The 24,261-nt window shown below is 42.7% G+C and carries 26 protein-coding genes; 14 read left to right on the forward strand and 12 right to left on the reverse strand.

Translation table 11 applies throughout. The annotated features are described in order from the left end of the window. Positions 1–106 precede the first annotated feature (106 nt). The 10 genes from GSY63_RS03785 to GSY63_RS03830 form a co-directional block, all read right to left on the reverse strand. The gene (locus tag GSY63_RS03785; protein WP_166584494.1) at positions 107–1,294 is read right to left on the reverse strand and encodes an aspartate aminotransferase family protein; all 1,188 of its coding nucleotides are present in this window, start codon (positions 1,292–1,294) and stop codon (positions 107–109) included. Between the two features lie 196 nt (positions 1,295–1,490). Continuing rightward, complete coding sequence (locus GSY63_RS03790) at positions 1,491–2,003, reverse strand: hypothetical protein (protein ID WP_166584495.1); 513 nt, start codon at positions 2,001–2,003, stop codon at positions 1,491–1,493. Between the two features lie 9 nt (positions 2,004–2,012). Continuing rightward, positions 2,013–2,927, reverse strand: coding sequence for a hypothetical protein (locus GSY63_RS03795; RefSeq protein WP_166584496.1), 915 nt, complete (start codon positions 2,925–2,927; stop codon positions 2,013–2,015). 51 nt (positions 2,928–2,978) lie between these two features. Next, the gene (locus GSY63_RS03800; protein WP_166584497.1) at positions 2,979–3,533 is read right to left on the reverse strand and encodes an RNA polymerase sigma factor; all 555 of its coding nucleotides are present in this window, start codon (positions 3,531–3,533) and stop codon (positions 2,979–2,981) included. A gap of 40 nt (positions 3,534–3,573) precedes the next feature. Next, the gene (locus tag GSY63_RS03805) at positions 3,574–4,533 is read right to left on the reverse strand and encodes a transketolase family protein (protein WP_166584498.1); all 960 of its coding nucleotides are present in this window, start codon (positions 4,531–4,533) and stop codon (positions 3,574–3,576) included. A 112-nt stretch (positions 4,534–4,645) separates the two neighbouring features. Next, positions 4,646–5,491, reverse strand: a complete 846-nt coding sequence (locus tag GSY63_RS03810) for a transketolase (RefSeq protein ID WP_166584499.1) — start codon at positions 5,489–5,491, stop codon at positions 4,646–4,648. Between the two features lie 33 nt (positions 5,492–5,524). Beyond that, positions 5,525–5,986, reverse strand: a complete 462-nt coding sequence (gene bcp / locus GSY63_RS03815) for a thioredoxin-dependent thiol peroxidase (RefSeq protein ID WP_166584500.1) — start codon at positions 5,984–5,986, stop codon at positions 5,525–5,527. After that, entirely contained in the window at positions 5,986–7,704 is a 1,719-nt protein-coding gene (locus tag GSY63_RS03820) for a M23 family metallopeptidase (RefSeq protein ID WP_166584501.1), read from the reverse strand. Before GSY63_RS03820 ends, bcp begins: the two co-directional genes overlap by 1 nt. A gap of 3 nt (positions 7,705–7,707) precedes the next feature. Further along, complete coding sequence (locus GSY63_RS03825; RefSeq protein ID WP_166584502.1) at positions 7,708–8,319, reverse strand: fumarylacetoacetate hydrolase family protein; 612 nt, start codon at positions 8,317–8,319, stop codon at positions 7,708–7,710. A 180-nt stretch (positions 8,320–8,499) separates the two neighbouring features. After that, positions 8,500–8,949 carry a T9SS type A sorting domain-containing protein gene (locus tag GSY63_RS03830; RefSeq protein WP_166584503.1) on the reverse strand — a complete coding sequence of 150 codons (450 nt, stop codon included), beginning with the start codon at positions 8,947–8,949 and terminating at the stop codon, positions 8,500–8,502. Between the two features lie 257 nt (positions 8,950–9,206). Here GSY63_RS03830 and GSY63_RS03835 point away from each other — a divergent pair, with 257 nt between their 5' ends. Further along, positions 9,207–11,150 (forward strand): KUP/HAK/KT family potassium transporter, encoded by a 1,944-nt coding sequence (locus GSY63_RS03835; protein ID WP_166584504.1) that lies wholly within the window; start codon positions 9,207–9,209, stop codon positions 11,148–11,150. A gap of 59 nt (positions 11,151–11,209) precedes the next feature. On the opposite strand, the gene GSY63_RS03840 is transcribed toward GSY63_RS03835, so the two are convergent. Beyond that, positions 11,210–11,701 carry a VOC family protein gene (locus GSY63_RS03840; protein WP_166584505.1) on the reverse strand — a complete coding sequence of 164 codons (492 nt, stop codon included), beginning with the start codon at positions 11,699–11,701 and terminating at the stop codon, positions 11,210–11,212. Between the two features lie 112 nt (positions 11,702–11,813). Here GSY63_RS03840 and yihA point away from each other — a divergent pair, with 112 nt between their 5' ends. From yihA to GSY63_RS03870, 6 genes are all read left to right on the forward strand, one after another. Continuing rightward, the gene (gene yihA / locus GSY63_RS03845; RefSeq protein WP_166584506.1) at positions 11,814–12,440 is read left to right on the forward strand and encodes a ribosome biogenesis GTP-binding protein YihA/YsxC; all 627 of its coding nucleotides are present in this window, start codon (positions 11,814–11,816) and stop codon (positions 12,438–12,440) included. A gap of 65 nt (positions 12,441–12,505) precedes the next feature. After that, entirely contained in the window at positions 12,506–13,360 is an 855-nt protein-coding gene (locus GSY63_RS03850) for a UbiA-like polyprenyltransferase (protein ID WP_166584507.1), read from the forward strand. Beyond that, the gene (locus tag GSY63_RS03855; protein WP_166584508.1) at positions 13,348–13,944 is read left to right on the forward strand and encodes a Crp/Fnr family transcriptional regulator; all 597 of its coding nucleotides are present in this window, start codon (positions 13,348–13,350) and stop codon (positions 13,942–13,944) included. Before GSY63_RS03850 ends, GSY63_RS03855 begins: the two co-directional genes overlap by 13 nt. A gap of 87 nt (positions 13,945–14,031) precedes the next feature. Further along, on the forward strand, positions 14,032–14,961 hold the full coding sequence (locus GSY63_RS03860; protein ID WP_166584509.1) for an NAD-dependent epimerase/dehydratase family protein: 930 nt from the start codon (positions 14,032–14,034) through the stop codon (positions 14,959–14,961). A gap of 112 nt (positions 14,962–15,073) precedes the next feature. Beyond that, positions 15,074–16,774 carry a M3 family oligoendopeptidase gene (locus tag GSY63_RS03865; protein ID WP_166584510.1) on the forward strand — a complete coding sequence of 567 codons (1,701 nt, stop codon included), beginning with the start codon at positions 15,074–15,076 and terminating at the stop codon, positions 16,772–16,774. A gap of 64 nt (positions 16,775–16,838) precedes the next feature. Continuing rightward, a complete protein-coding gene (locus GSY63_RS03870) occupies positions 16,839–17,498 on the forward strand; it encodes a hypothetical protein (protein WP_166584511.1) in 660 nt (219 codons plus the stop codon). On the opposite strand, the gene GSY63_RS03875 is transcribed toward GSY63_RS03870, so the two are convergent. Continuing rightward, positions 17,495–18,157, reverse strand: a complete 663-nt coding sequence (locus GSY63_RS03875) for a phosphatase PAP2 family protein (protein ID WP_166584512.1) — start codon at positions 18,155–18,157, stop codon at positions 17,495–17,497. The genes GSY63_RS03870 and GSY63_RS03875 overlap by 4 nt on opposite strands. A gap of 80 nt (positions 18,158–18,237) precedes the next feature. On the opposite strand from GSY63_RS03875, the gene GSY63_RS03880 reads away from it, so the two are divergent. From GSY63_RS03880 to GSY63_RS03910, 7 genes are all read left to right on the forward strand, one after another. Further along, positions 18,238–19,950, forward strand: a complete 1,713-nt coding sequence (locus GSY63_RS03880; RefSeq protein ID WP_166584513.1) for an amino acid permease — start codon at positions 18,238–18,240, stop codon at positions 19,948–19,950. A gap of 36 nt (positions 19,951–19,986) precedes the next feature. After that, positions 19,987–20,475 (forward strand): DUF2004 domain-containing protein, encoded by a 489-nt coding sequence (locus tag GSY63_RS03885; RefSeq protein ID WP_166584514.1) that lies wholly within the window; start codon positions 19,987–19,989, stop codon positions 20,473–20,475. 70 nt (positions 20,476–20,545) lie between these two features. Beyond that, positions 20,546–21,277 carry a bifunctional demethylmenaquinone methyltransferase/2-methoxy-6-polyprenyl-1,4-benzoquinol methylase UbiE gene (gene ubiE / locus GSY63_RS03890; protein ID WP_166584515.1) on the forward strand — a complete coding sequence of 244 codons (732 nt, stop codon included), beginning with the start codon at positions 20,546–20,548 and terminating at the stop codon, positions 21,275–21,277. Then, entirely contained in the window at positions 21,274–22,035 is a 762-nt protein-coding gene (gene porT / locus GSY63_RS03895; protein WP_166584516.1) for a type IX secretion/gliding motility protein PorT/SprT, read from the forward strand. The genes ubiE and porT overlap by 4 nt, the downstream gene beginning before the upstream one ends. Positions 22,036–22,079: 44 nt before the next feature. Further along, a complete protein-coding gene (locus GSY63_RS03900) occupies positions 22,080–22,838 on the forward strand; it encodes an SDR family oxidoreductase (RefSeq protein ID WP_166584517.1) in 759 nt (252 codons plus the stop codon). Positions 22,839–22,928: 90 nt separating this feature from the next. Continuing rightward, on the forward strand, positions 22,929–23,378 hold the full coding sequence (locus GSY63_RS03905) for a GatB/YqeY domain-containing protein (RefSeq protein WP_166584518.1): 450 nt from the start codon (positions 22,929–22,931) through the stop codon (positions 23,376–23,378). 114 nt (positions 23,379–23,492) lie between these two features. Next, on the forward strand, positions 23,493–24,260 hold the full coding sequence (locus GSY63_RS03910) for an alpha/beta fold hydrolase (RefSeq protein WP_166584519.1): 768 nt from the start codon (positions 23,493–23,495) through the stop codon (positions 24,258–24,260). The last annotated feature ends 1 nt before the right edge of the window (position 24,261 follow it).

The following is a 24,261-nucleotide window of genomic DNA, read 5'->3' on the forward strand; positions in this document are numbered from 1 at the left end:
ATGTGCAGATGCATACTTGCGCACTATATAATGCACAAACTATACCAACGTGCTGGTTAGACCCCTGAAATAGGATCTGATACTGAAATGTTACAACAATAGTCTACTAACTGAAATAGCCTATCGCTTCGTTAATAATAGCGCAGGCCTGTTTAATTTCATCGGGGGTAATAATCAGGGGAGGGGCAATGCGCATAGAATTGTCGCAATGCAAAAACCAGTCGGTAATAAGGCCATTCTCGATGCAGCGGTCTATCACCTTTTTGTTAAATTCGAAGCTCTCTAACTCTACAGCCAACATCAGTCCTTTACCTCGAATCTGTTTTATGGCGGGGTGGGTAAGCAGCTGATGAAATAGTTGGCCTTTCTCTTCCACTCCATCTACAAGGTTTTGATCTAATAGTACATTTAACGCAGCAAGCCCAGCCGCGCAACAAACCGGGTGACCGCCAAATGTGGTAATGTGGCCTAGTATCGGATTGTTTTTTAAGGCACCCATAATTTCTGTTGATGCAATAAAGGCACCCACCGGCATGCCGCCGCCAAGTGCTTTAGCCAAAAGCAATATATCCGGCTCTATACCGAAATGCTGAAATGCAAATAATTTACCCGAACGCCCAAACGCTGCCTGGATTTCATCGAGTATTAATAAGGTACCTGTTTCATCACAACGTTGGCGGAGAGCCTGCATGTAGGCTAAATCAGGCACGCGGATGCCGGCTTCGCCCTGTATGGTTTCGAGAATTACACAGGCTGTTTGTTCGGTAATGTTAGATAAGTCACCGGGGTCGTTAAAGTTGATGAAACTTACATCGGGCAATAACGGGCGGTAGGCAGTTTTAAAATGCTCGTTACCCATTACGCTTAACGCTCCATGTGTGCTGCCATGGTAGGAGTTGTTGCAGGAAATGATCTCCTTGCGCCCGGTGTAACGTTTCGCCAGTTTTAAAGCACCTTCTACGGCTTCGGCGCCGGAGTTTACAAAGTACACCGAGTTTAGGGTTTGCGGTAGCAGGCTTACCAGTTTCTCGGCAAAGCGAACCTGAGGGGTTTGCACATATTCGCCGTAAACCATCAGGTGCATGTACTTATCAACCTGGTCTTTTATCGCTGCGATAACTTCATCATTGCTGTGGCCAATGTTGCTTACGCCAATGCCTGAGATCAGGTCCATGTAAGCTTTTCCTTCGGCATTATACATGTAAACACCTTTAGCACGCTCAAACTCCAGTAGTAAAGGAAAATCTGTAGTCTGGGCGTTGTTGGCTAAGAAAAGCTGGCGAAGAGTAAGCATGTTAATTTGTCGATTTGTTAATTCGATAATTATTAATAAAAAACCGGAATTCTATTGATGATCCGGTGAGTTATCAATAAAAAAGCTTCGATTTCAATCGACAAAGTTGCCAATTAAAATTGAAGCTTTTAATCTTTTTAAACGAATATTCGATAAGTCTCTTTAGCTAATACGACAAATTAGCGTTATCGATAAATTATTTCTGCGGATCCTGCTGTTTGCGTTCACGCAGTTGTTTGATCAATTCGTCTTTAAACTCGCGTTCGCTTTTATAGAGGAGGCTTACCTTGTCTGGTGGAAGTACTTTCAGGAATTCATCTTTATAGCGTTTCCTGATAGCCAGAATTTGTTGCTCGTAATTAATATCACGGTCAACCTGGTCTATGCCGTTTGCCTGGGGGTTAGAGTTATTGATACGGCGCTGACGCAACACACTACCCAAATCACTTTGATATTGGTTGTAAATTGGCCAGAAACGATCTGCCTCGTCGGGCGTAAGCTCAAGCCTTTTGTTGATATACGCGTTTCTAACAGCATTTAATTTATGCATGCCGTTATTGGCAGACTTATTATTATCGGTACTGTTAAAGTTAGGCTTGTAGGTAGGCGCAGTACTGCGATACGGAAGAGCCCCCGGCTGCGCACTTGTTTCATACCGCAGGCAAAAAAGCAGCAGCACAAAAAAGAGGTATTTCATCAGCTTATTCATTCCGTTTTATTAGATATTACTTAGATAATCTGCCAGATCATCGGTACTTACATTGTTAATTTTGCCCTGGTCGGCCTGATCTATCACGGTGCGGGTATCGCCAGCATCCATGTGCAGTTGCAAATAACTTTCGATAGCGTTATCCGGAACACCAGATAATGCTTTATGCAGGTAAGAGCTATCGTGCTTAGCCGTTGGCGAATTAATTTCGCCAATAAAAATGGCAGCACCAACTATCAGTGTAAAACATGCCGCAGTAGCATATTTAAAAGCTGTGTTTGATACCAGCCTGCGGATAACACCACGGCGGTTAGCAGCTTCTAAACCCGCGGCCTGATTTAACACTTTACGGTTTAATCCTTCAAAATAATTCTCCGGAACAGTAAATGGCGTTTTGGCATTCAAGGCTTCGTCAACCGCAATACGGCTTTTAATCTGCTGAGCCATGTCCTCAAAATAACCCTGAGGTACAGCAAAGCCCGGCTCTTCGGTGTTGAGGGCCTCCTCAACTGCAATGCGGCTCGTAATCTGTTGTGCCATGTCCTCAAAATAGTTTTGAGGTACGCTAAAGTTCTGCTCGTCTGCCTTTAAATTTTCTTCTATTGCAATGCGGCTTTTGATCTGCGCTGCCATATCCTCAAAATAATTTGCAGGTACGGAAAAGCTCGTTTCATCGGCCTTTAATTTCTCTTCAATATTTATCCTTGCGGTAATATTGCTGCTTAATTCTTCAAAATAATTGTCTGGTACAGCAAAAGGCTGCGACGATGGTGACACGGTCTCATTTAAACGAACGCCCGATAATATCTGCTCCTCAAGTGCAGAAAAATAGCCGTCAGGCACTGTAAACGGGTTATTTGCGTTAACCTGTTTCAATGACGGATATTCATCTGCCCACTCTTTGTTGTCTATATCGCTTGTCATATCGTATTATAGATATAAATAACGTTTAAAGGTTTAAAGCAAAAATTAAAATTAATCATGAGATAACAGAAAACTTTCGATTTTTTTAACGGCGAGGTGAAAGGATGCCTTTAAGGCTCCCACGCTAGTGCCCAGTACGTCCGAAATCTCTTCGTACTTCATGTCGTCGAAATATTTCATGTTAAATACCAGCCTTTGTTTATCGGGCAAGGTTAACAGCGCCTGCTGCAATTTCATCTGTGCCTTATCGCCATCAAAGTATGATGATGAAGCCAGTGTATCGGCCAGCTCGTACGAAACCTCGTCTAACGGAATATTATTCTTCTGCTTCTTTTTATTTAAAAAAGTAATGCATTCGTTGGTGGCTATCCGGTACATCCAGGTGTAAAGCTGGGCATCGCTACGGAAACCTTCGAGGTTTTTCCAAACCTTTATAAATACGTCCTGCACCAGGTCATCCGCATCGTCATGATCAATAACCATACGCCTCACATGCCAATAGATCTTCTGCTGATATTTTTTCAGCAGAAGATTAAAGGCCTCATTCCGGGTTTTTTCGTCCTGGAACTTACTTAGTATTTCAGCATCTTCAACCTGTACAGACATTTACTTTGTTTGATAGTTTAAATACTATAATGCAGTTACGTTAACTTTGTTTTCTTTTGATGGCACGCTTAGCCGCTTCAACTATGTGAGCTGCATCTAAACCGTACTTGGTCATCAGTTGCTCTGGCGTACCGCTTTCGCCAAAAGAATCGTCCACAGCCACATACTCCTGCGGAGTTGGCAGTTTGGTTGCCAATACCTGTGCAACGCTATCGCCCAAGCCGCCTAAACGGTTGTGCTCTTCGGCAGTAACCACGCAACCTGTTTTACGTACCGATGCTAAAATGGCTTCAGCATCAAGCGGTTTAATAGTGTGTATGTTGATGATCTCGGCGTTGATGCCTTCTTCAGCAAGTTTTTCACCAGCTTGTATAGCTTCCCAAACCAGGTGGCCTGTAGCAAAAATACTTACGTCTGTACCTTCGTTAACCATCCATGCTTTACCGATCTCAAATTTTTGATCAGGATCTGTAAAAATAGGTACAACCGGGCGACCGAAGCGCAGGTAAACCGGACCTTCGTGCTCGGCAATAGCAATAGTTGCTGCTTTGGTTTGGTTATAATCGCATGGGTTAATAACCGTCATGCCTGGCAGCATTTTCATCAGGCCGATATCTTCCAGTATTTGGTGAGTAGCACCATCTTCGCCCAAAGTTAAACCGGCGTGTGAAGCGCAAATTTTAACGTTTTTGTTTGAGTACGCGATAGACTGGCGAATCTGATCATAAACACGACCAGTTGAGAAGTTAGCAAATGTACCTGTGAAAGGAATTTTGCCACCAATGGTTAAACCTGCTGCCATGCCCATCATATTGGCCTCGGCAATACCGGTTTGGAAAAAACGCTCCGGAAAAGCAGCAATAAAATCCTGCATTTTAAGAGAGCCAATCAGGTCGGCGCAAAGCGCAACTACCTGGTCATTGCGTTTACCGGCCTCTAATAGTCCGGCGCCAAAGCCCGAACGGGTATCTTTTTTATCTGTGTAAGTGTATTTTTTCATGCCTCACCCAACCCTCTCCTGAAGGAGAGGGCTTTGATTTTATGGTTTTATGTCTTGATTTTTGTCTCTTGATTTTTGCATCTTATGCTCCCCCCTTTAGGGGGCTGGGGGGTTAATAATCCCCAAGCGTTTCTTCTAACTGCGCTAATGCTTGTGCTAATTGCGCATCATTAGGTGCTGTACCGTGCCATTTGTGGGTACCCATCATAAAGTCTACGCCGTAGCCCATATCAGTATGAAGTAATATTACAACAGGTTTGCCCTGTCCGGTACGAGATTTAGCTTCAGCCAAGGTTACAAGCAGGGCATCGATGTCGTTTCCTTTAGTTTCCAAAACTTCCCAACCAAAGGCAGTCCATTTAGCGTTTAGGTCGCCTAATGAAAGCACTTGTTTAGTAGAACCATCAATTTGCTGGCCGTTAACATCGATAGCAGCAATCAGGTTGTCAACTTTATTATGCGGGGCGTACATAGCAGCTTCCCAGATCTGACCTTCCTGTAATTCTCCATCGCCGTGTAGGGTGAACACCAAATGCTTGTCGCCGTTTAGCTTTTTAGCCTGTGCAGCGCCGATAGCTACAGACAAGCCCTGACCCAATGAGCCCGATGCAATACGGATACCCGGAAGGTGCTCGTGAGTAGTAGGGTGTCCCTGTAATCTTGAATTTAACTTACGGAATGTAGCAAGCTCGGCTTTATCAAAATAGCCGGCGTGTGCCAGTACGCTATAAAAAACCGGAGAAATATGGCCGTTTGATAAGAAGAAAAGATCTTCGTTAATACCGTCCATTTTAAAATCGGGATTGTGCTCCATTACAGAGAAGTAAAGGGCAACCAGGTAATCGGTACAACCTAAAGAACCACCAGGGTGGCCGCTTTGGCATCCGTGCACCATACGTACAATGTCGCGGCGTACCTGTGAGGCTACGCGCTTCAGTTCATTAGTATCAGTAGTCATTAATTAAAGGTGGTTGAATTCGTATTCTAATTATTATTTCAGCAAGTCTAAAACTTGCTGCGATGAGTTCTTGGTATCTACTTTCTCGATGATCTTGCTAATGGTGCCTTCTGCATCAATAATAAAAGTAGTGCGGGCTACGCCCATATATTTTTTGCCGTACATGTTTTTTTCTACCCATACGCCGTAGGCTTCTACAATGTTATGGTCGGTATCGGCAATCAGGGTAAAGGGCAAGTTGTATTTGGTTTCGAATTTTTTGTGCGATTTTTCGTCGTCAACACTTACGCCAATTACTTCGTAACCCTGGCCACTCAAAAACTGATAGTTATCCCTAAAATCGCAAGCCTCGGCGGTACAGCCCGGGGTGTCGTCTTTAGGATAAAAATACAGGATCACAGTTTTGCCTTTGTAATCGGCTAACGAAACTGTTTCGCCATTCTGGTTTTTGGCGGTAAAGTCTGGAGCTTTGGTGCCTTCTGTTAAAGTTGCCATTATCTGTAAAAATCTGCGGTGTATGTTGCCGCGTTATCTTTATTATCTGTAACTGTTAGTTCGAGGGTATGCTTGCCTGGGGTAATGCTGGTATCAAAGGTATAATTTAGAACCTTAGTTTTAAAATCCCATTCCATCAGCACCCATTCACCATCAATTTTGCCAATGTAAGATTTTATGCCCGATAAGCTGTCGCCAATTTTAAATGAAATTTTTGGCTTGTGCGCCATGCTACCACCTTTAACAATATTTATGGGCCTGATGAAAGGCGGCTCGTTATCAACCTTAACATAAAAATCGCCGAAGCCTTTGGCCTTTGCTTTAACATAACCATCCTCGTAAATGGCGTCGCCAGCGCCAATGATAACGGCTTTGTTGGCTAATTGACCGATGGTGCTGTCGGGTTTTATCCAAACGTCAAACTCATCATGAATAGGTGTTAAACGGTTATGCAAATGATACGTAGCTGAGTAGGCCCCAACGTGTTTAGGCAATTTGGAGAATGTAAAATCCAGATCGTCATATAAATTGCCCGGAGGGATAATTACTTTCAAACCGTCGTTAGTAAAGGTGTTGGTTTGGTCATAATGAAAACGTGTACTGCCCGGAGTGGTTGGTACAATTGTGCTTTTTTCGTCGGAGCCTGCTTTTACTTTAATAGCGATAGTTGAGGTATTGCCCGCAACGTCTTTCACTACATATTCCACATCGTGCACCTCATCGTCGGTTAACTTAATAATACCACGATTGATTGCCTGCGGGTAAATGGAAATTTTGCTACCAGGAAGAACGAAACATTTCTGGATCATCCGGCCGGTGGTTTGCGCCGTTGGATAATCAATATAAGCGTTAATGGCATGCGTTTGGTCGAAGGCAAAGCGTTCCATAGCCATAGTGTAAATTGTTGTGCCATCCAGTTTCACTTCGATGGAATAGGCGCCATTGCGGTTGGCGGATGCGCTGTTCTGATCGATACAGGCAATACCTAAACCTGCCTCGCGACCAATTTCTAATACCTGCGGTTGCAGCATGCGGTAATGGCCCGCTGCTCCCGTAACAGCATAAAAGTTATGCGCTGTTTTTTCGCTGAAAGGGTTACCGTTAAGTCGATATACCGCAATGGCCGAAATGGATGGAGGTACCTGATCTGGAATTGTTAATCCAAATAGTTGCGCGTTAATGGTTTGTTCAGTTTCGCTATCGCGCAATTCAAAGTGTAAATGCGGACCGGCTGAACCACCCGTATTACCCGACCACGCCACAATTTGCCCCTTATAAACCGGGAACTGCATAGGGGTAAGGCTAAAATCGACTATGTCCTTCTGCTGCTTGCGCTGTTCGTCGCGTATGGCTTGCAATAATTCGGGGCTAAACCTCTGCAGGTGACCATATACCGAGGTATATCCATTGGGATGGGTTATATAAACGGCATTGCCAAAACCGCCAAACTGAACGCGCAAACGCGAGATATAACCATCGTAAGCAGCATGCACGGGGTAGCCTTCGCGCTGGTTGGTGCGAAAATCTAAACCCGAGTGGAAGTGGTTGCCCCGCAGTTCGCCAAAGCCACCGGCAGTGCTAGGCGGTATATCTAACGGATAACGGAAAATATTTTGGGGGTAGGTTTTGCTTTGTATTACTGGTGTTTGTGCTTTAGTACTTTGGTTAGATAAGAATGCAAGAAAAAGTAAAAAAGCAGTAACGGGGTATTTTGGCATGCGTTATTTGATGTAGAAGTCTAACAGTTTTTCGTGCTCCAGGTAACCCTCCAGGTGGTCGCCAACGTTTACTTTGGCCACGCCTTCGGGAGTGCCGGTGTAAATAAGATCACCTTTTTTTAGGGTGATGTACTTAGATACAAAAGCAATGATCTTTTCGAACGAGAACAACAGGTCTTTAGTATTACCAACCTGACGTGCTTCTCCGTTTACGTCGAGTTTAAAACCTATGTTATATAGATCGGCAAATTTATCTTTAGGCAAAAAGTTGCTGATAGGTGCAGAGCCGTCGAATGCTTTGGCCAGTTCCCATGGCAGGCCTTTTTCTTTATGCTTTTGCTGGATGTCGCGTGCAGTAAAATCAATGCCGATAGCGATCTCGTCGAAGTAATTGGCAGCAAACTTCTCGTCGATGTGTTTACCTTCTTTGCTCACTTTTAAAACCACTTCTATTTCGTGATGAACGTCATTAGAGAAATCGGGCAGGTAAAAAGGTTTGTTATCTTTTAACAAAGCCGTGTCGGGTTTCATAAAAATAACCGGTACGGTTGGTACAGGGTTGTTAAGTTCTTTGGCGTGTTCGGCGTAGTTACGGCCGATGGCAATTATTTTCATAACAGGATAAACAGGTGTAAATGCCAAAGCTAAACATTATTAACTCCAGGATGTTGGCTGTAACTGATTTTTTGCCGAGGAAGGTTGGATAATTGTGTCGTTCACGGTCGATGACAGCACCGACCATAGGTTGAACTGGAAGCCGTCTTGATTCTTGTATCCCGATTCCTGCTTCTCTTTTTAAAGTACTGAGATCCTTCTGATAATAGATTCAGTACCTACCATAACGCGCACAAAGTAAAAACCGCTGGTAAGTTGCTTGTTAAGGTTGTAAGAGAATTTTTGTTCTCCCGGGTCCATGCGCTGAGAAAGCAGGGTTAATACGTTGTTACCCAATACGTCCATGATTTTTATGGTAACGTTGGTATTTCGGGTAATGGTGTATTTAAGATTAATCTGATCGGTAACCGGGTTAGGGAAAATGGTTACGTTGCTTAATAATTTATCATCTGCCGGTTTGGCCATGCCTGCTTTTGACGATGGCGATACCAAAGATTTTAACGAAGGAAAGGGTAAATGAAAGCCGCCTTTTAAGTAAGACTTGTTAGCAGTTTTGGCATTTTTAATACGCAGATATGCGGTGTCTGTCTGCGCTCGAACCGCCGAAGCAAAGGCAAAATTTATGGACATTGCTCCCGCAATTATAAATATCCATAAAAAATTAAAAGTAAATTTTTGCCTCATAAATCAAGTTCACATTGCAAAACTATAAATTAACAAGCTTAATGTACTATATACAATATGTTTTTATTAATAAATTTAACAATTTTTAACAAAATTAACGCTTCTATTGTTGTGCAGTAGTCCCTCTCTTAAGTATACGAATATTAAGAGGGTTATGTTATAACCAAACATTTAATACTTTTGCAGAATCTTTTAACAATATAGTGACACAACACAAAGATTTAAACAAGCTCACCGCCGCTGGTATCCTTATCAGTTTGGGTATTATTTACGGTGACATCGGAACATCCCCCCTGTATGTTTTTAAAGCTATAGTAGGAGGCCAGCACATTTCAGAGATACTGGTTCTCGGTGGGGTATCATGTATTTTCTGGACGTTAACTTTACAAACAACACTTAAGTATGTAGTAATTACGCTTAGAGCCGATAACAAGGGTGAGGGCGGTATTTTCTCCCTCTTCTCGCTGGTTAGGCGGCGGGCCAAATGGCTCATTATACCGGCTGTGCTGGGAGGCTGCGCTCTTTTGGCCGATGGTATCATTACACCACCTATTACGATATCGGCAGCAATTGAGGGTTTAAAAACCTATTATCCCGAACTTCCTACCGTTACCATCGTAATCATCATCATTGCTTTTCTATTTTTTATACAGCAATTCGGAACCTCGTTGGTAGGTAAGGCATTTGGGCCTATTATGTTTTTGTGGTTTAGTATGATGGGGGTTTTGGGCATTATCTACATTGCCCAGGCACCTTATGTAATTAAAGCACTTAACCCATATTACGCTTTCGAACTGTTAAGCACAAGCCCTAAGGCTTTCACCATATTGGGCGCAGTTTTCCTGTGTACAACGGGTGCTGAGGCATTGTATTCTGACTTAGGCCACTGCGGTCGTGATAACATCAGAGTAAGTTGGGTTTATGTAAAAAGCTGTCTGATCCTTAACTATCTTGGCCAGGCGGTGTGGTTGTTAAAGTACCAAGGCCAAACAATGGACCTTAACTTAAACAACCCTTTCTATAAAATTATGCCGGCTTGGTTCCTGCTTTATGGTATCAGCATTGCCACAATAGCCGCTATTATCGCCAGCCAGGCGCTAATTTCGGGATCGTTTACCCTGATCGCCGAGGCTGTACGTTTGAACCTTTGGCCTAAGGTGAAGATCAATTACCCGTCTGAACAGAAAGGCCAACTCTATGTACCAAGCGTTAACTGGCTTTTATGCGCCGGTTGTATTGGCGTGGTACTGTTGTTCCGGGTGTCGGACAAGATGGAGGCAGCCTACGGTTTAAGTATTACCGTAGCCATGTTGATGACCACTATTCTAGTGTCTAAATTCCTGCGGAGGCGTAAATACCCGGGATATATTATTACCATATTCCTGGTGGTATACCTTAGTATCGAGGGCACCTTCCTGTTTGGTAACCTGGTTAAATTTGTGCACGGTGGCTGGTTTACGCTATCGGTAGGTGCTATACTGTTCGCCATTATGTGGACGTGGCACACCGCCCGGAAGATCCGTAACCGCTATGTTAAGTTTGTAGAAATAGAAGATTACTACACCATTATTAAAGAATTGAGCGACGATAATTCCGTTTCGAAATATGCCTCGCAACTCGTTTATTTAACAAGTGCCAACTTTAATTCGGAAGTAGAATCTAAGATCATTTATTCGATACTACAGAAACAGCCAAAACGTGCCGACGTTTACTGGTTGGTGCACGTTGATGTAATGGACGAACCTTACACCCGTGAGTACGAGGTTGACTTTTTAGTGCCGAACAAGCTGATCCGTATCGACTTTAAATTAGGTTTCCGCGTTGAGCAACAAATTAACCTGTTGTTTAGAAAAGTGGTAGAAGACCTGGTTAGAAAAGGAGAGGTGGATATTACAAGTAAATACGATTCGTTAAATAAGCACAAGATCATTGGCGACTTCCGTTTTGTGGTGATTGAGAAAGTAATGTCGCGCTCGCACTACCTTTCATTGTATGAAAAAGGGGTAATGGCGTTTTATCAATATCTTAAAAATCTCAGCCTTTCTGAAGAACGGAACTTTGGCCTCGACTTGAGTTTCGTAACCATAGAAAAAGTACCGTTGATGTTGGCCGACCCGGAAACGGTGGTGATACATCGCATTCAATAAAATAAATAAAGAAGGCCGCAGATGCGGCCTTCTTTATTTTGTCTCCCGTATAAATATTATTATTCTTCCAACGTCGCCATCAAACCTTCGATATCCAGGTGACGTGTAAACATGGTTAAGTTACCATGCTCGTCCAGCGGCCATTTGTCGCGTGGGCGGTCCCAGTATAGCTCAACACCGTTTTCATCGGGGTCGTTAAGATATATGGCTTCGGAAACACCATGGTCTGATGCACCTGTTATCTGATATCTGGCATCAATTAAACGTTTTAGTATGGCTGCCAGATCTTTTCGCTCGGGGTACAAAATTGCGGTATGATATAAACCGGGCGCTCGCTCGGGGGCTGGAGGCGAGTTCTTGCTATGCCATGTATTTAGTCCGATATGATGATGGTATCCGCCGGCCGAAATAAAGGCAGCAGCATCGCCATAGGTAGTCATCAGTTCGAAACCGAGCAAACCACAATAAAAATCTAACGACCGTTGTAGATTACTCACCTTTAAATGAACGTGGCCAATGCGTGTTTGGGCTGGAATTTGATAATCGCTCATAAAATATATGTTTAAACATTCAAATTTAATACTAACCTTTGTAAATCGTGTTAGGGCATTGTAAAATTGGGCATTGCTACCTTGCTTAAAACTAAAACCCTACCTTTGCACTATGATTGTAAAATCGGCAGAATTTATTTGCAGTAATACGCAGGTATCAAAGCTCCCTCCACCCGAGAAACCCGAGTACGCATTTATCGGGCGATCAAATGTAGGCAAGTCGTCGCTTATTAACATGCTTACGGCAAAAAAGGGGCTAGCGAAAACTTCGCAAACTCCGGGTAAAACGCAGCTTATTAACCATTTTTTAATCAATGATGAATGGTTTCTGGTAGATTTACCTGGCTACGGCTACGCACGAATTTCTAAAAGCAAAAAGGAGGACTGGAACAAGTTTATCCGTTTTTATCTCGATAAACGCGAGAGCCTGCAATGCGTAATGGTGTTAATTGATAGCCGTTTGGAGCCTCAGAAAATAGATTTGGAGTTCTGTAACTGGTTGGGCGAACATGGATTGCCTTTTGTGATTATCTTCACCAAGGCCGACAAGCAATCGAGCATAAAAACAGACCAAAACGTAGCCGCGTTTAAGCGGAAATTGACAGAAACCTTCGACTCCATGCCCGATTATTTTATCACGTCATCAGAAAATAAACTTGGCCGTGAAGAAGTGCTGGGTTTTATTGATAGCGTAAACGCAAGGTTTAAAGGAGTGGATAGCCAGGAATTTCCTTTGTAAAAGGGGGTATTAGAAGAACACACCCCTAACCCCTCTCAAGAGGGGAATTGAATACTAACAACAAAATGAAGAAATATTTTTCCTTAGTAACATTTTCGCATACCATTTTTGCAATGCCGTTCGCCTTTATCGGCTTCTTTTTGGCGGTAACCACTACCAACCACACGTTCGAATGGCAAAAGCTGCTTCTGATGGTGCTATGCATGGTGTTTGCACGTAACTCGGCTATGGCTTTTAACCGATATCTGGATAGGGATATCGATATTAAAAACCCACGTACCAAGGTGCGTGATATTCCCGCTGGGCGAATTAGTCCGGCTGCTGCGTTAACTTTTACGCTGGTTAACTGCGGGTTGTTTATAGCAGCAACGTGGTTTATTAATCCGCTGTGTTTTTACCTATCTCCGGTTGCTTTGTTTGTGGTGATGGGTTATAGTGCTACCAAGCGTTTTACGGCATTATGCCACATGGTGTTAGGCTTAGGACTTTCCCTGGCGCCAATAGGTGCTTATCTGGTGGTAACCGGCGAATTTAATTTACTGCCTTTATTTTTCTCACTGTCTGTGTTATGCTGGGTAAGCGGATTTGATATTATTTATGCCCTGCAAGATGAGGAGTTCGACCGCAACGAAAAGCTTCATTCTATACCCGCTTATCTGGGTAAAGTAAAAGCGCTTAACCTATCGAGTTTCCTGCATGTGCTATCAGCCTGCTTTATTATTATGCCGGTGTTTTTTACGCATGTTGGCTGGCCGTATTATCTGGGCATCGGCGTGTTTTGCAGCATGCTGTTTTATCAGCATAGCCTGGTAAAACCTAACGACCTGAGCCGTGTTAACTTTGCCTTTATGACAACCAATGGTATTGCAAGTGTGGTGTTTGCTGTATTATTTTTGGTTGACAGAATATGGATTCGCTAAAGGCTAAACAAAATTTCAGGCTGCATTTGGAGCCCTACGCCGTTTTTACCGACAGCGAATGGGAACTGTTTTGCAACCACCTGGAGTTTGTTAGCTTAAAAAAGAAGGAGTATTTTGTTGAAGCCGGAAAGGTATGCCAGCACTTCGGTTTCGTGCACAAGGGTTCTGTCCGATATTTCCATGTTTCGGATGGTACGGACATCACCGGATATTTTAGTTTCGAAAACGAGTTTATGAGCTCGTACAAAAGCTTTTTAAAGCAAGAGCCTGCCGTTAATTATATTCAGACTTTAGAAGATACCGAACTGATCCTTATCAGTCATAAAAGTCTTCAGCAAATGCTGGCTGACGAAAGGCTTGCTTATAAGATGGAGCGTTTTGGCCGTTTAGTGGCCGAATATTATCTGTGTTGTTACGAAGATCGTGTGGCTGCATTCATCACCCAATCGCCCGAAGAGCGTTATCTCAAACTACTCGAAACCGGGCGCGATATTCTGCAGCGGATGCCTCAGCATTATGTAGCCAACTTTTTGGGTATAACCCCAGTTTCTCTCTCGCGGATTCGCAGGCGCATACTGGCTTAATTAAAACTTCTTATTTTCTTATCTTAAGATAACGTTTTCTGTTTCAATGCTGTTGTACGTTTGTATAACACTAAAACAGAAAACGATATGATACACACAATATTCGGTGCTGGTGGCCCGGTAGCCAATGCACTAACTAAGCAACTAATCGATCATAACGAAACTATTCGCCTGGTAAGCAGGCGTCCATCTACCATCGCAGGTAAAAACGTAACCTGGCAAAAGGCCGATCTTTTAAATTATGCCGAGGTGCTACAGGCTGCAAAAGGATCGGGCGTGATTTACCTTTGCGCAGGGTTGGTTTATAATGCAAAGATATGGCAGCAGCAATGGCCGGTAATCATGCAAAACATGATCAACGTGGCTAAAGAAACCGGTGCACGCTTAATATTCTTTGATAACGTATATATGTACGGCCAATTAAATGGACCGATGACCGAAACTACGCCCTACAATCCCATGAGCAAAAAGGGCGAAGTTCGCGCTAAAATTGCAACCCAGTTAATTGACGCAGCCCTAGGCGGAAACATCAAAGCCAGCATTATCCGCGGGGCTGATTTTTACGGGGCCGAAAGCATGAATAGCTTTTTCGATAGTATGGTATTGGCTAAATATGCTAAGGCACAAGGAGCGCAGTGGATAGGCAAGCCTAAAACCTTGCATTCGTTCTCCTACATTCCTGATTGTGGTAAAGCGATGTATTTATTGGGCCAGACTCCCGGAAGTGATAACCAGATCTGGCATGTGCCAACTGCGCAGGCCATAACCGGAAATCAGTTTATAGAGCTTGCTGCAGATGTATTCAACACAAAAGCCAGGTACAGCACCATTAATAAATTAATGATGCAATTAGTGGGATTATTTAATCCGCTGGTAAAAGATTCGGTAGAGATGTATTACCAGTATGACCACGATTATATTTTCAACTCAGATAAGTTCGAGAAATACTTTAATGTAAAACCGACCACTTACAGAGATGGAATTGTAGAGCTTTCAGAAACGCTGTTTAAAAGTTGATTAGAGAATTTGAAGATTTCATGATGTGCCGATTGTCTAAGCTTTCTACATTTGTCTATATTGCAAGGCAATTTTCAAATTGACAAATCAGCAAATTGACACATCCAATACCATGATCCATAAAAAAGCAAAACATTATATACCAGAAAACCTGGAAATGAAGTGGGAAAATTTAGAGCCACTTTTGATTGAATTACGCGACCGCCAGATTAATTCTGTTGAGGAATTAGAGCAATGGTTGCGCGACCGCAGCGAGTTTGAGGCTGCCCTGGAGGAGAACTTCGCATGGCGCTACATTCGAATGACTTGCGACACCGCCAGCGAACAACTATTACAAGATTTCCAGTATTTCGCTACCGAAATTGAACCTAAAATTGCGCCTTACAGCAACGAGCTGAATAAGAAACTGGTTGATAGTGCCTTCTTTGACAAGTTGGATAATGATAAATATTTTGTTTATCTGCGCAGCATTAAAAAGTCGTTGGAGCTGTTCCGCGAAGAAAATATTCCGATTCAGACTGAAATTCAGGTAGAGCAACAGAAATACCAGTCGATCACCGGCGCTATGTCGGTTATGATTGGCGATAAAGAATTTACTCTGGAGCAAGCCGCTGCTATCTTAAAAAGCCCGGATCGCGCTAAACGCGAAGAGGCCTGGGAAAAGATAACAGGTCGCCGTTTACAGGATAAGCTCGAATTGGATAAACTGTTCGATCTGTTGCGCGTGCTTCGCCATAAAGTAGCCTTGAACGCAGGTTTTGAAAACTTTCGCGATTATATGTTCCAGGCGCTGGGCCGTTTCGATTACACCCCGCAGGATTGCTACAGTTTCCACGAGGCTATTGAACTGGAGGTTGTACCAGTACTAAAGGAACAAGCCGAAAAACGCAAAGAAGCCCTGGCTTTAGAGTCTCTTAAACCATGGGATATGGACGTGGATATCAGCGGTAAAGCTCCACTAAAGCCATTTCAAAATGGCGAGGAATTGATTGAGAAATCAATCCAATGTTTCAGCAACATCAGCCGTTACCTGGGAGAGCGTTTAGAGATTATGAAAGAGAATGGTCTGTTCGACGTGGAAAGCCGTAAGGGTAAGGCTCCGGGTGGTTACAACTATCCACTGGCCGAAACGGGTGCGCCTTTCATCTTCATGAACTCGGCAAATACTTTCCGCGATCTTACTACCATGGTACACGAAGGGGGGCACGCAGTTCACACCTTCCTTACAGCAGATCTGGAACTGAACGATTTTAAACACTGCCCATCCGAGGTTGCCGAATTGGCCTCAATGTCTATGGAGTTAATCTCGATGGACAACTGGGACGTATATTTCAACGACCCTGAAGAATTGAAACGCGCCAAACGAGATCAACTGATCGACGTGATTAAAACCCTGCCGTGGGTGGCTATTGTAGACCAATTTCAGCATTGGATTTATACCAACCCCGATCATAACGACGAGCAGCGTCGCGAAGCCTGGACACAAATTTACGAACGTTTTGGCGCCAGCTTTGCCGATTGGAGCGGATTAGAAGATGCAGAAGCCAACTTATGGCAAAAGCAACTGCACATATTTGAGGTGCCTTTCTATTATATTGAGTATGGCATGGCTCAATTAGGCGCCATTGCAGTATGGAAGAACTACAAAGAAAATCCCGAAAAAGGGCTTCAACAATACCTGGATGCGCTAAAACTTGGGTACACCAAAACCATTAAAGAGATTTACGAAACGGCTGGAATTAAGTTCGATTTCAGCGCCGAATACGTGAAAGAGCTGGTTGCCTTTGTTAAAAGCGAGCTCGATAAATTGTAATATAAGGGTAACAACCTGAACGTCTTTTAAAACCTATCGGTGTTTTTTTAGTTATAAGTTAACTATGAAAAAGTTACTGATAGGTTTTTACTTAACCATATTTGCATTTGCAACAGCCCACGCACAGGTAATTAAGCCTGTGAAACTAGATAGCCTGGTAACGGTTTCCTTACCGGCAGAATTTCAAAAACGCGACACCCTTGGCCAGTCTATATGGACCGGTACAGGAGCCCTGGGGTACATGGTAGTTATTAAGGCTCCGAACCCCACTAATCAGCCGCTGAAAAAAGAGAAAGACCTTAACAAGGTATTTAAAGAGTACACCAACAAGCTGCTCAAAAGCTCGGGAAATGGTACTATTTTGAATAGCCACGATACTATTGTAAATAATGTTGAGGTAAGGGATTTTGCGTTGAGCACAAGTGATGATGCACAAGGAGAGCAAATCCGTAAGTTCAGGATATTATATACTAAGGAAGCTACTTATACCTTCCAGTTTATGTATCCTCAGCAGCGCGAGGATATAGCCAAAAAGGAAGCCGATCAGTTTTTTGCATCTATAAAAACAGATCCAAGTTTTGATGGTACTGATCAGTACTCAACCTTTGGTAAATTTACTGGTATGCACAAGGCCCTAAAAATGGCGTTGATTGCAGGAGGTGTAGTGCTAATAATTATAATTGTGATGGTAGTGCGCCGAAAAAAGAAGGTAGCTACTACTTAACCATTTTTCTTATTTAATAAACCACGGCTCCATTTTGGAGTATGTATAAATGGCTTGCTATCTATGATAGTGAGCCATATTATTGTTGTAAAAGTGCCAATTATAGAACCTGCCATTACGTCCTCAAAAAAGTGCTCGCTTAAATACATGCGCGAGTAGCCTATACATAAAGCGAGTATGAGATAAATAAATCCCCAGCTTTTTTGCCTTGCAAAGTAAGCCAACACTACAGCCATGGTAAAAGCCTGCACCGTATGACCCGACGGAAAGCTGTTTGAAGTGAGCAGTTTTACCCCTTTTACATAGTAGATATTGGTATGATTTGTAAAATATAAAGAGGGGCGGGGGGCACGTACAATTCGTTTTATGGTTTGGGCTACAATGGTGGTGGCTAAAAATGATGTCGCCATTAAAAACGCCTTACGATAACTATACAAAACCAGTATGATAGCTACCAAAAGCATAAATAAGCCGTCGCCAACTGCGGTTGCGCCTATAAAAAAGTAGTCGGCAAAGTCGTTGTGGTATTTGTTAAGGGTAAAATAGATGTCTTCGCGGCTGTAGAGCAGCTTAATGAGCAAACACGAGCTTAAAATAATCAAATAAGGAATAAAAAATAATCGTAATCGGTATAATACCTCGGTTATACGCATCTTCATGGGCGCAATTTAACACAATACGCCTTAACAGACCGAAAAAATAGTTATGTTTGACTTCCGTATACTTTGATTAAAATTTAATGTCGAAAAATATCTTCCGTAAAAAGTCGATCGATACCATTCTTGCTGACGTAGCCAGTGGGTTTAGCGATAGCGAACACTCGGGCGCAGAATCGCACCTCAGTAAAGTACTAAATGTAAAAGACCTTACCCTTATGGGCATTGCCGCCGTTGTGGGGGCAGGTATTTTCTCAACCATCGGTGTGGCTTCGTTTAATGGCGGTCCGGGAGTAACTATATTATTCGTATTAACTGCCATTACCTGCGGCTTTTCGGCCATGTGTTATGCTGAATTTGCCTCGCGCATCCCAGTCGCCGGTAGCGCTTATACCTATGCTTATGCATCTTTTGGTGAGCTGATTGCCTGGATCATCGGGTGGGATCTTTTGATGGAATACGCCATCGGTAACATTGCCGTGGCTATATCATGGAGCGAATATTTTGTAAATCTGCTCGAGGGTTTCCATATTCACCTACCCGAATATTTAACCATGGATTACCTCAGCGCCTATCGTGCCGAGGGAACAATACAACAGCTTACAACAAGCGGACATGCCGCCGATATTACCGACAAACTACGTAGCGAAGCCATTGCGTGGTCAACCGCACCGGGTTTTGGCAATTTGAAACTGATTGCCAATATGCCAGCTTTGCTCATTGTAATCATTATCACTTACCTGGTGTATGTGGGTATCCGCGAAACTAAGAAAGTAACCAATGCCATGGTACTGCTTAAAATAGCGGTGGTGATAGCCGTTATTGCTTTAGGCTTTTTCTACGTAACACCAGCCAACTGGCATCCCTTTTTGCCAAATGGTTTTGGTGGTGTAATGAAGGGGGTTTCGGGCGTGTTCTTTGCTTATATCGGTTTCGATGCGATATCGACTACGGCCGAAGAATGCCAGAACCCTCAGCGCGACCTGCCCCGCGGTATGATTTATTCGCTGGTGATCTGCACCGTGTTATATGTTCTGATCGCATTGGTACTTACCGGGATGGTGAGTTACAAAAAACTTGACGTCGGCGATCCGCTGGCGTTTGTTTTCGCACATGTAGGACTTAAGAAAATCAGTTATGTGATTTCTATCAGTGCTGTAATTGCGACAGCAAGCGTGTTGCTGATCTTCCAATTGGGGCAGCCGCGTATTTGGATGAGCATGAGCCGCGACGGTTTATTGCCGAAAGCTTTCTCACGTATCCATCCTAAATTTCAAACCCCATCCTTTGCAACAATCGTCACAGGTTTCGTAGTAGCAATACCGGCCCTGTTTATGAATCTTACCGAAGTTACCGACCTAACCAGTATCGGTACGCTGTTTGCGTTCGTGTTGGTTTGTGGCGGCGTATTGCTGTTGCCTAAAGAAGCTACTGTAAAAGGCAAATTCCAGATTCCGTATATCAATTCGCGCTTTATTGTGCCCGTTTTATTTGTGGTAGGCGTCTACTTTTTCTGGAAGCCTATCATGGGCTTATTTTCAGCAACAAACAGTCACGAAAATTTCCCTTACTTTTTATTCATCATTTTATCAGCTGGCTTAACGGTATTGGCTTTTGTTAAAAAGCTATCCCTTATACCAGTGCTCGGTCTCCTAAGTTGCTTCTATCTTATGACTGAGTTAGGTTACACCAACTGGCTGCGTTTTCTTATCTGGTTGGTAATAGGTTTGGTGGTTTACTTTACCTATGGTTATAAGCATAGCAGGGTAGGGAAAATGACGGAGTTGGCTAAATAAATAAAGTCATAACATAACCTAAATACACCTAGCACAATGATACTAAACCTTCCTTTTTTTGGCGATTTGAACTCGGAATCCTTACAAGACTATTACGATAAGGATGTAATATTTGGATCAGCTAAAATTCAGCTGGATTTGAATTTTTATGAAACAAGTATCGATGAAGATAAGCTGTCGATCTTGAAACAATATTTAAATGACCTTGAAAAAGTTGTTGAGCTGGCTAAGAAGGAAATAAACAGTGATTTTAAAGGCGGAGAAAATGTAGTAGAGTTTTTGGAGCATCACATTGATGTGCTTGACGAAACCGAACTGGAAGCAATCATAGATACTAAAGACAAATCTTTGTCAGTAGAACAAAGATTGCTTTCAGCCTTAAAGCTTATGCGAATTGGTTTTTATCCGGAGGACGACGACTTTGCCATTTTTGATTTTACCTTGGGTGAAGAAATATCACAATATTTATTGGTTGTGAAATTTAATAATCAAATGCAACTCCAGGAAATTACAATGGAAAGCTAATAGTTTACAGTGTATTTAAAAAGTAACTTAATAACTCAATAACAAATAACTTAATAACTTTGCCTCAGAAATGAGCAAAACTATAACTCCTTATAATAGTCAGCAGGCCACCAAAAAAGAGCAGGTGGCCGATATGTTTAACAATATATCTCACACCTACGATTTCCTGAATCACTTTATGTCGCTGGGGATCGATATCATCTGGCGAAAGAAAGCGATTAACGAACTGAAAAAGGATAAGCCTCAATACATTCTGGACGTGGCTACCGGCACAGGCGATTTTGCGTTTGAGGCTCTGGGTATGCTTAACCCCCAAAAGATAACCGGTGTTGATATTTCTGAAGGAATGCTGGAAGTGGCTAAGCAGAAAATTGCAAAACGTAATCTGGCCGATCGTTTCGAAGTGTACAAAGGCGACTCGGAAAATCTACCTTTTACAGATAACACATTTGACGCTTTAACGGTTGCATACGGTGTTCGTAATTTCGAAAATTTGGAAGCAGGTTTGGCTGATATGCTGCGTGTGCTAAAACCGGGTGCCAAAGCCGTGATATTAGAGTTTTCGAAACCTAAGGCTTTTCCAATAAAGCAGTTATACAATTTTTACTTTCATTATATAACACCAGCAATTGGTAAGCTTTTTTCAAAAGATTCGAGAGCTTATTCGTATCTTCCCGAGTCTGTTGCTGCTTTTCCGGATGGAAAAAGTTTTGTAGCATTAATGGACAAGGTGGGATATAAGCAAACCAAACACAGATCGCTAACATTTGGCATCTGTTCTATTTACACTGGGATTAAATGATACGAGCCGGGTACCTGATTGTTTTTTTACTGGTTATTTGTACATGTAAATCGTGGGCGCAGTATACCATAGTCCCGTCATGGGGTGGTGGCGCCGATCAGCAGGACCTAAGCTTTGGCTTCACTTTTCAATACGTAAACAGCGATTTTAAGATCGTAAAAAAGCCCGATTGGCAAACAGCAGTTCCTCCTTCAAATATAAATCCATTCTCTTATAACGGGCGTTTAACGTCTATTAGTTCCAGTAGTGTGCCGGGCTTCGGCATTGGCTTTATAACCCGCTACAGTTTTACCGAACATTTGGAGGTGCGTACCACGCCACAATTAGTATTTTCCGACAAATCAATTTCCTATACCTATGATGATGATAAGAGTACATCAAAAACCGTTTCGACAACATCGGTTGATGTTCCGCTTTCGCTTAAATTTAAATCAGACCGTATTGGCGATTTTAGGATGTATGTATTGGGTGGCGTAAAAACTTCATTTGCTATCAGCAAAAAGCCCGATGACGTTGACGCCGCTTTGGACGACAAAAAGGTGAAGATGGGGCGTAACTATAATGCCTGGGAAGCTGGTTTTGGTTGCGATATTTATTTCGAATACTTTAAGCTTTCGCCCGAACTAAAATTCAGCAACTCATTTGGCAATGTACTGCAAGCCGAACCCGCTGTCGGAAATAAGCCAGCCAATCCTTTTTCATCTCCTATAAGTAAATTATTTCTCCATACCATAAGTTTTAGCTTATACTTCGAATAAGTAAGATCAAAAAAACATAATTTCGCTGCGGTAGTTACACTCCTATGGCTAAAATTGCATTAATAACAGGCGCCACCGCAGGGATAGGCGAAGCTTGTGCCCATTTATTTGCTGCACAACATTATAATTTAATACTTACCGGCCGCCGGCACGATCGTTTAGAGAAGCTGGCGCATCACCTTAACGATAAGTACAACGTCGAAGTTGCCGTTGCTGCATTCGATGTTCGTAACCGCGATAGCGTAATCAGCAACCTGGAAAGCTTGCCTCAGCATTGGAAAAATGTTGATGTGTTGATTAACAACGCTGGCCTTAGCCAAGGGCTTGACCCGATACAAAAAGGCAGCTATGACGATTGGGATACCATGGTTGATACCAATATTAAAGGTCTGCTTTATGTAAGCAAAGTAGTATCAAATTGGATGATTGAGAACGGGCATGGTCATATTGTTAACCTTGGTTCGATAGCGGGCAAAGAAGTTTATCCAAACGGAAACGTATATTGTGCTACCAAGCACGCAGTTGGCGCGCTTAACGAAGGCATGCGTATCGATTTACTGAGCCATGGCATTAAAGTAACCGTAGTACACCCCGGCGCGGTAGAAACAGAGTTTTCTGAAGTGCGCTTTAAAGGCGACAAAGATCGTGCAAAAAAGGTATACGAGGGATTCGACCCGCTGGTGGCTAACGATATTGCAGAAACCATCTGGTTTGTGGTTTCGCGCCCGGCGCATGTAAATATTAACGAAATAGTAGTAATGCCAACAGCACAGGCTACAGCAAGCAATATATTTAGAAAATAGGCGAGTGGTTGGTTGAGTTGAATAAGTTGATCAGGTTCCAGCTTTAACTCAGTCAACTGCTTAACTTAATCCAACTTAATCAATAATAAAATGTCACTAAAAGAAACAATAGACCAGGATATTAAGAAAGCCATGCTGGCTAAAGAAGCAGATAAATTGCGTGGTTTACGCGCTATAAAATCGGCCTTATTATTGGCTCTTACTGAGAAAGGTGCCTCAGAAGAAATTAGCGAAGAAGCAGAAATTAAGGTGCTGCAAAAGTTAGTTAAGCAACGCAAAGAATCAGCAGATATTTACAAAGCCCAAAACCGCGACGACCTATATCAGATAGAGGTAGAGGAGCAAGCCGTAATTGAAGCTTATCTGCCAAAGCAAATGAGTAAAGAAGAAGTTGAAACATACCTGAAAGATCTTATAAGCAGGGTAGGAGCAACATCTGTTAAGGATATGGGCAAGGTAATGGGAGCTGCCAATAAAGAGCTGGCCGGCAAGGCTGACGGTAAAACAATATCAGAAGTTGTTAAACAATTATTGGCATAAATAAGTTGCTAATATTGTTGCAACTCAAATTCTTAAAAGTATCTTTATAGCGTATAAATAGTACTTTTATACTAAAATATAAATCGGTACACATAAAAATATCAGTTAGTTTATATGAGTTACGAGCTTAAGGAAGAAAACGGTTTCAAATATATAGACGAGGGGCAAGGCGAAACGTTGTTACTTCTGCATGGTTTGATGGGGGCGTTAAGCAACTGGGAAGATGTGGTTGATGCGTTTAAAGATCAATACCGTGTAGTGCTGCCTATCCTCCCAATTTATGATCTTCCTTTACTGACAACAGGCGTAAAGTCGTTGTCAAAATTTGTTCATAAGTTTATAAAGTATAAAAAATTAAGTAACATTACAATTATAGGTAATTCGCTGGGCGGGCATGTGGCATTAATTTATTGCCTGGCGCATCCGGAAATGATTAAAACGCTGGTATTAACCGGTAGTTCGGGTTTATATGAAAATGCCTTTGGTGGATCGTTCCCTCGCAGGGAAAGCCGCGAGTTTATAAAGGAGAAAGTTGAATATACTTTCTACGATCCGGCAACGGCCACACCCGAACTGGTTGATGATGTTTACGAAACCATTAACGACCGTAACCGGGTGATCAAAATATTGGCTATGGCAAAATCGGCTATACGCCATAACATGGGCAAAGACGTTCATAAAATAAAGATTCCCGTGGGTTTAATATGGGGACGAAATGATAAAATAACTCCGCCGGAGGTAGCTGTTGAATTCAATCAATTGTTCCCCAATAGCACTTTGTACTGGATAGACCAATGCGGCCACGCGCCAATGATGGAACAGCCAGAACAATTTAACCTATATTTGAGCGAGTTTTTAAATAAGGTAACACAAAAAGTATAAT

It is taken from the genome of Mucilaginibacter agri (assembly GCF_009928685.1).
GTDB lineage: Bacteria > Bacteroidota > Bacteroidia > Sphingobacteriales > Sphingobacteriaceae > Mucilaginibacter > Mucilaginibacter agri.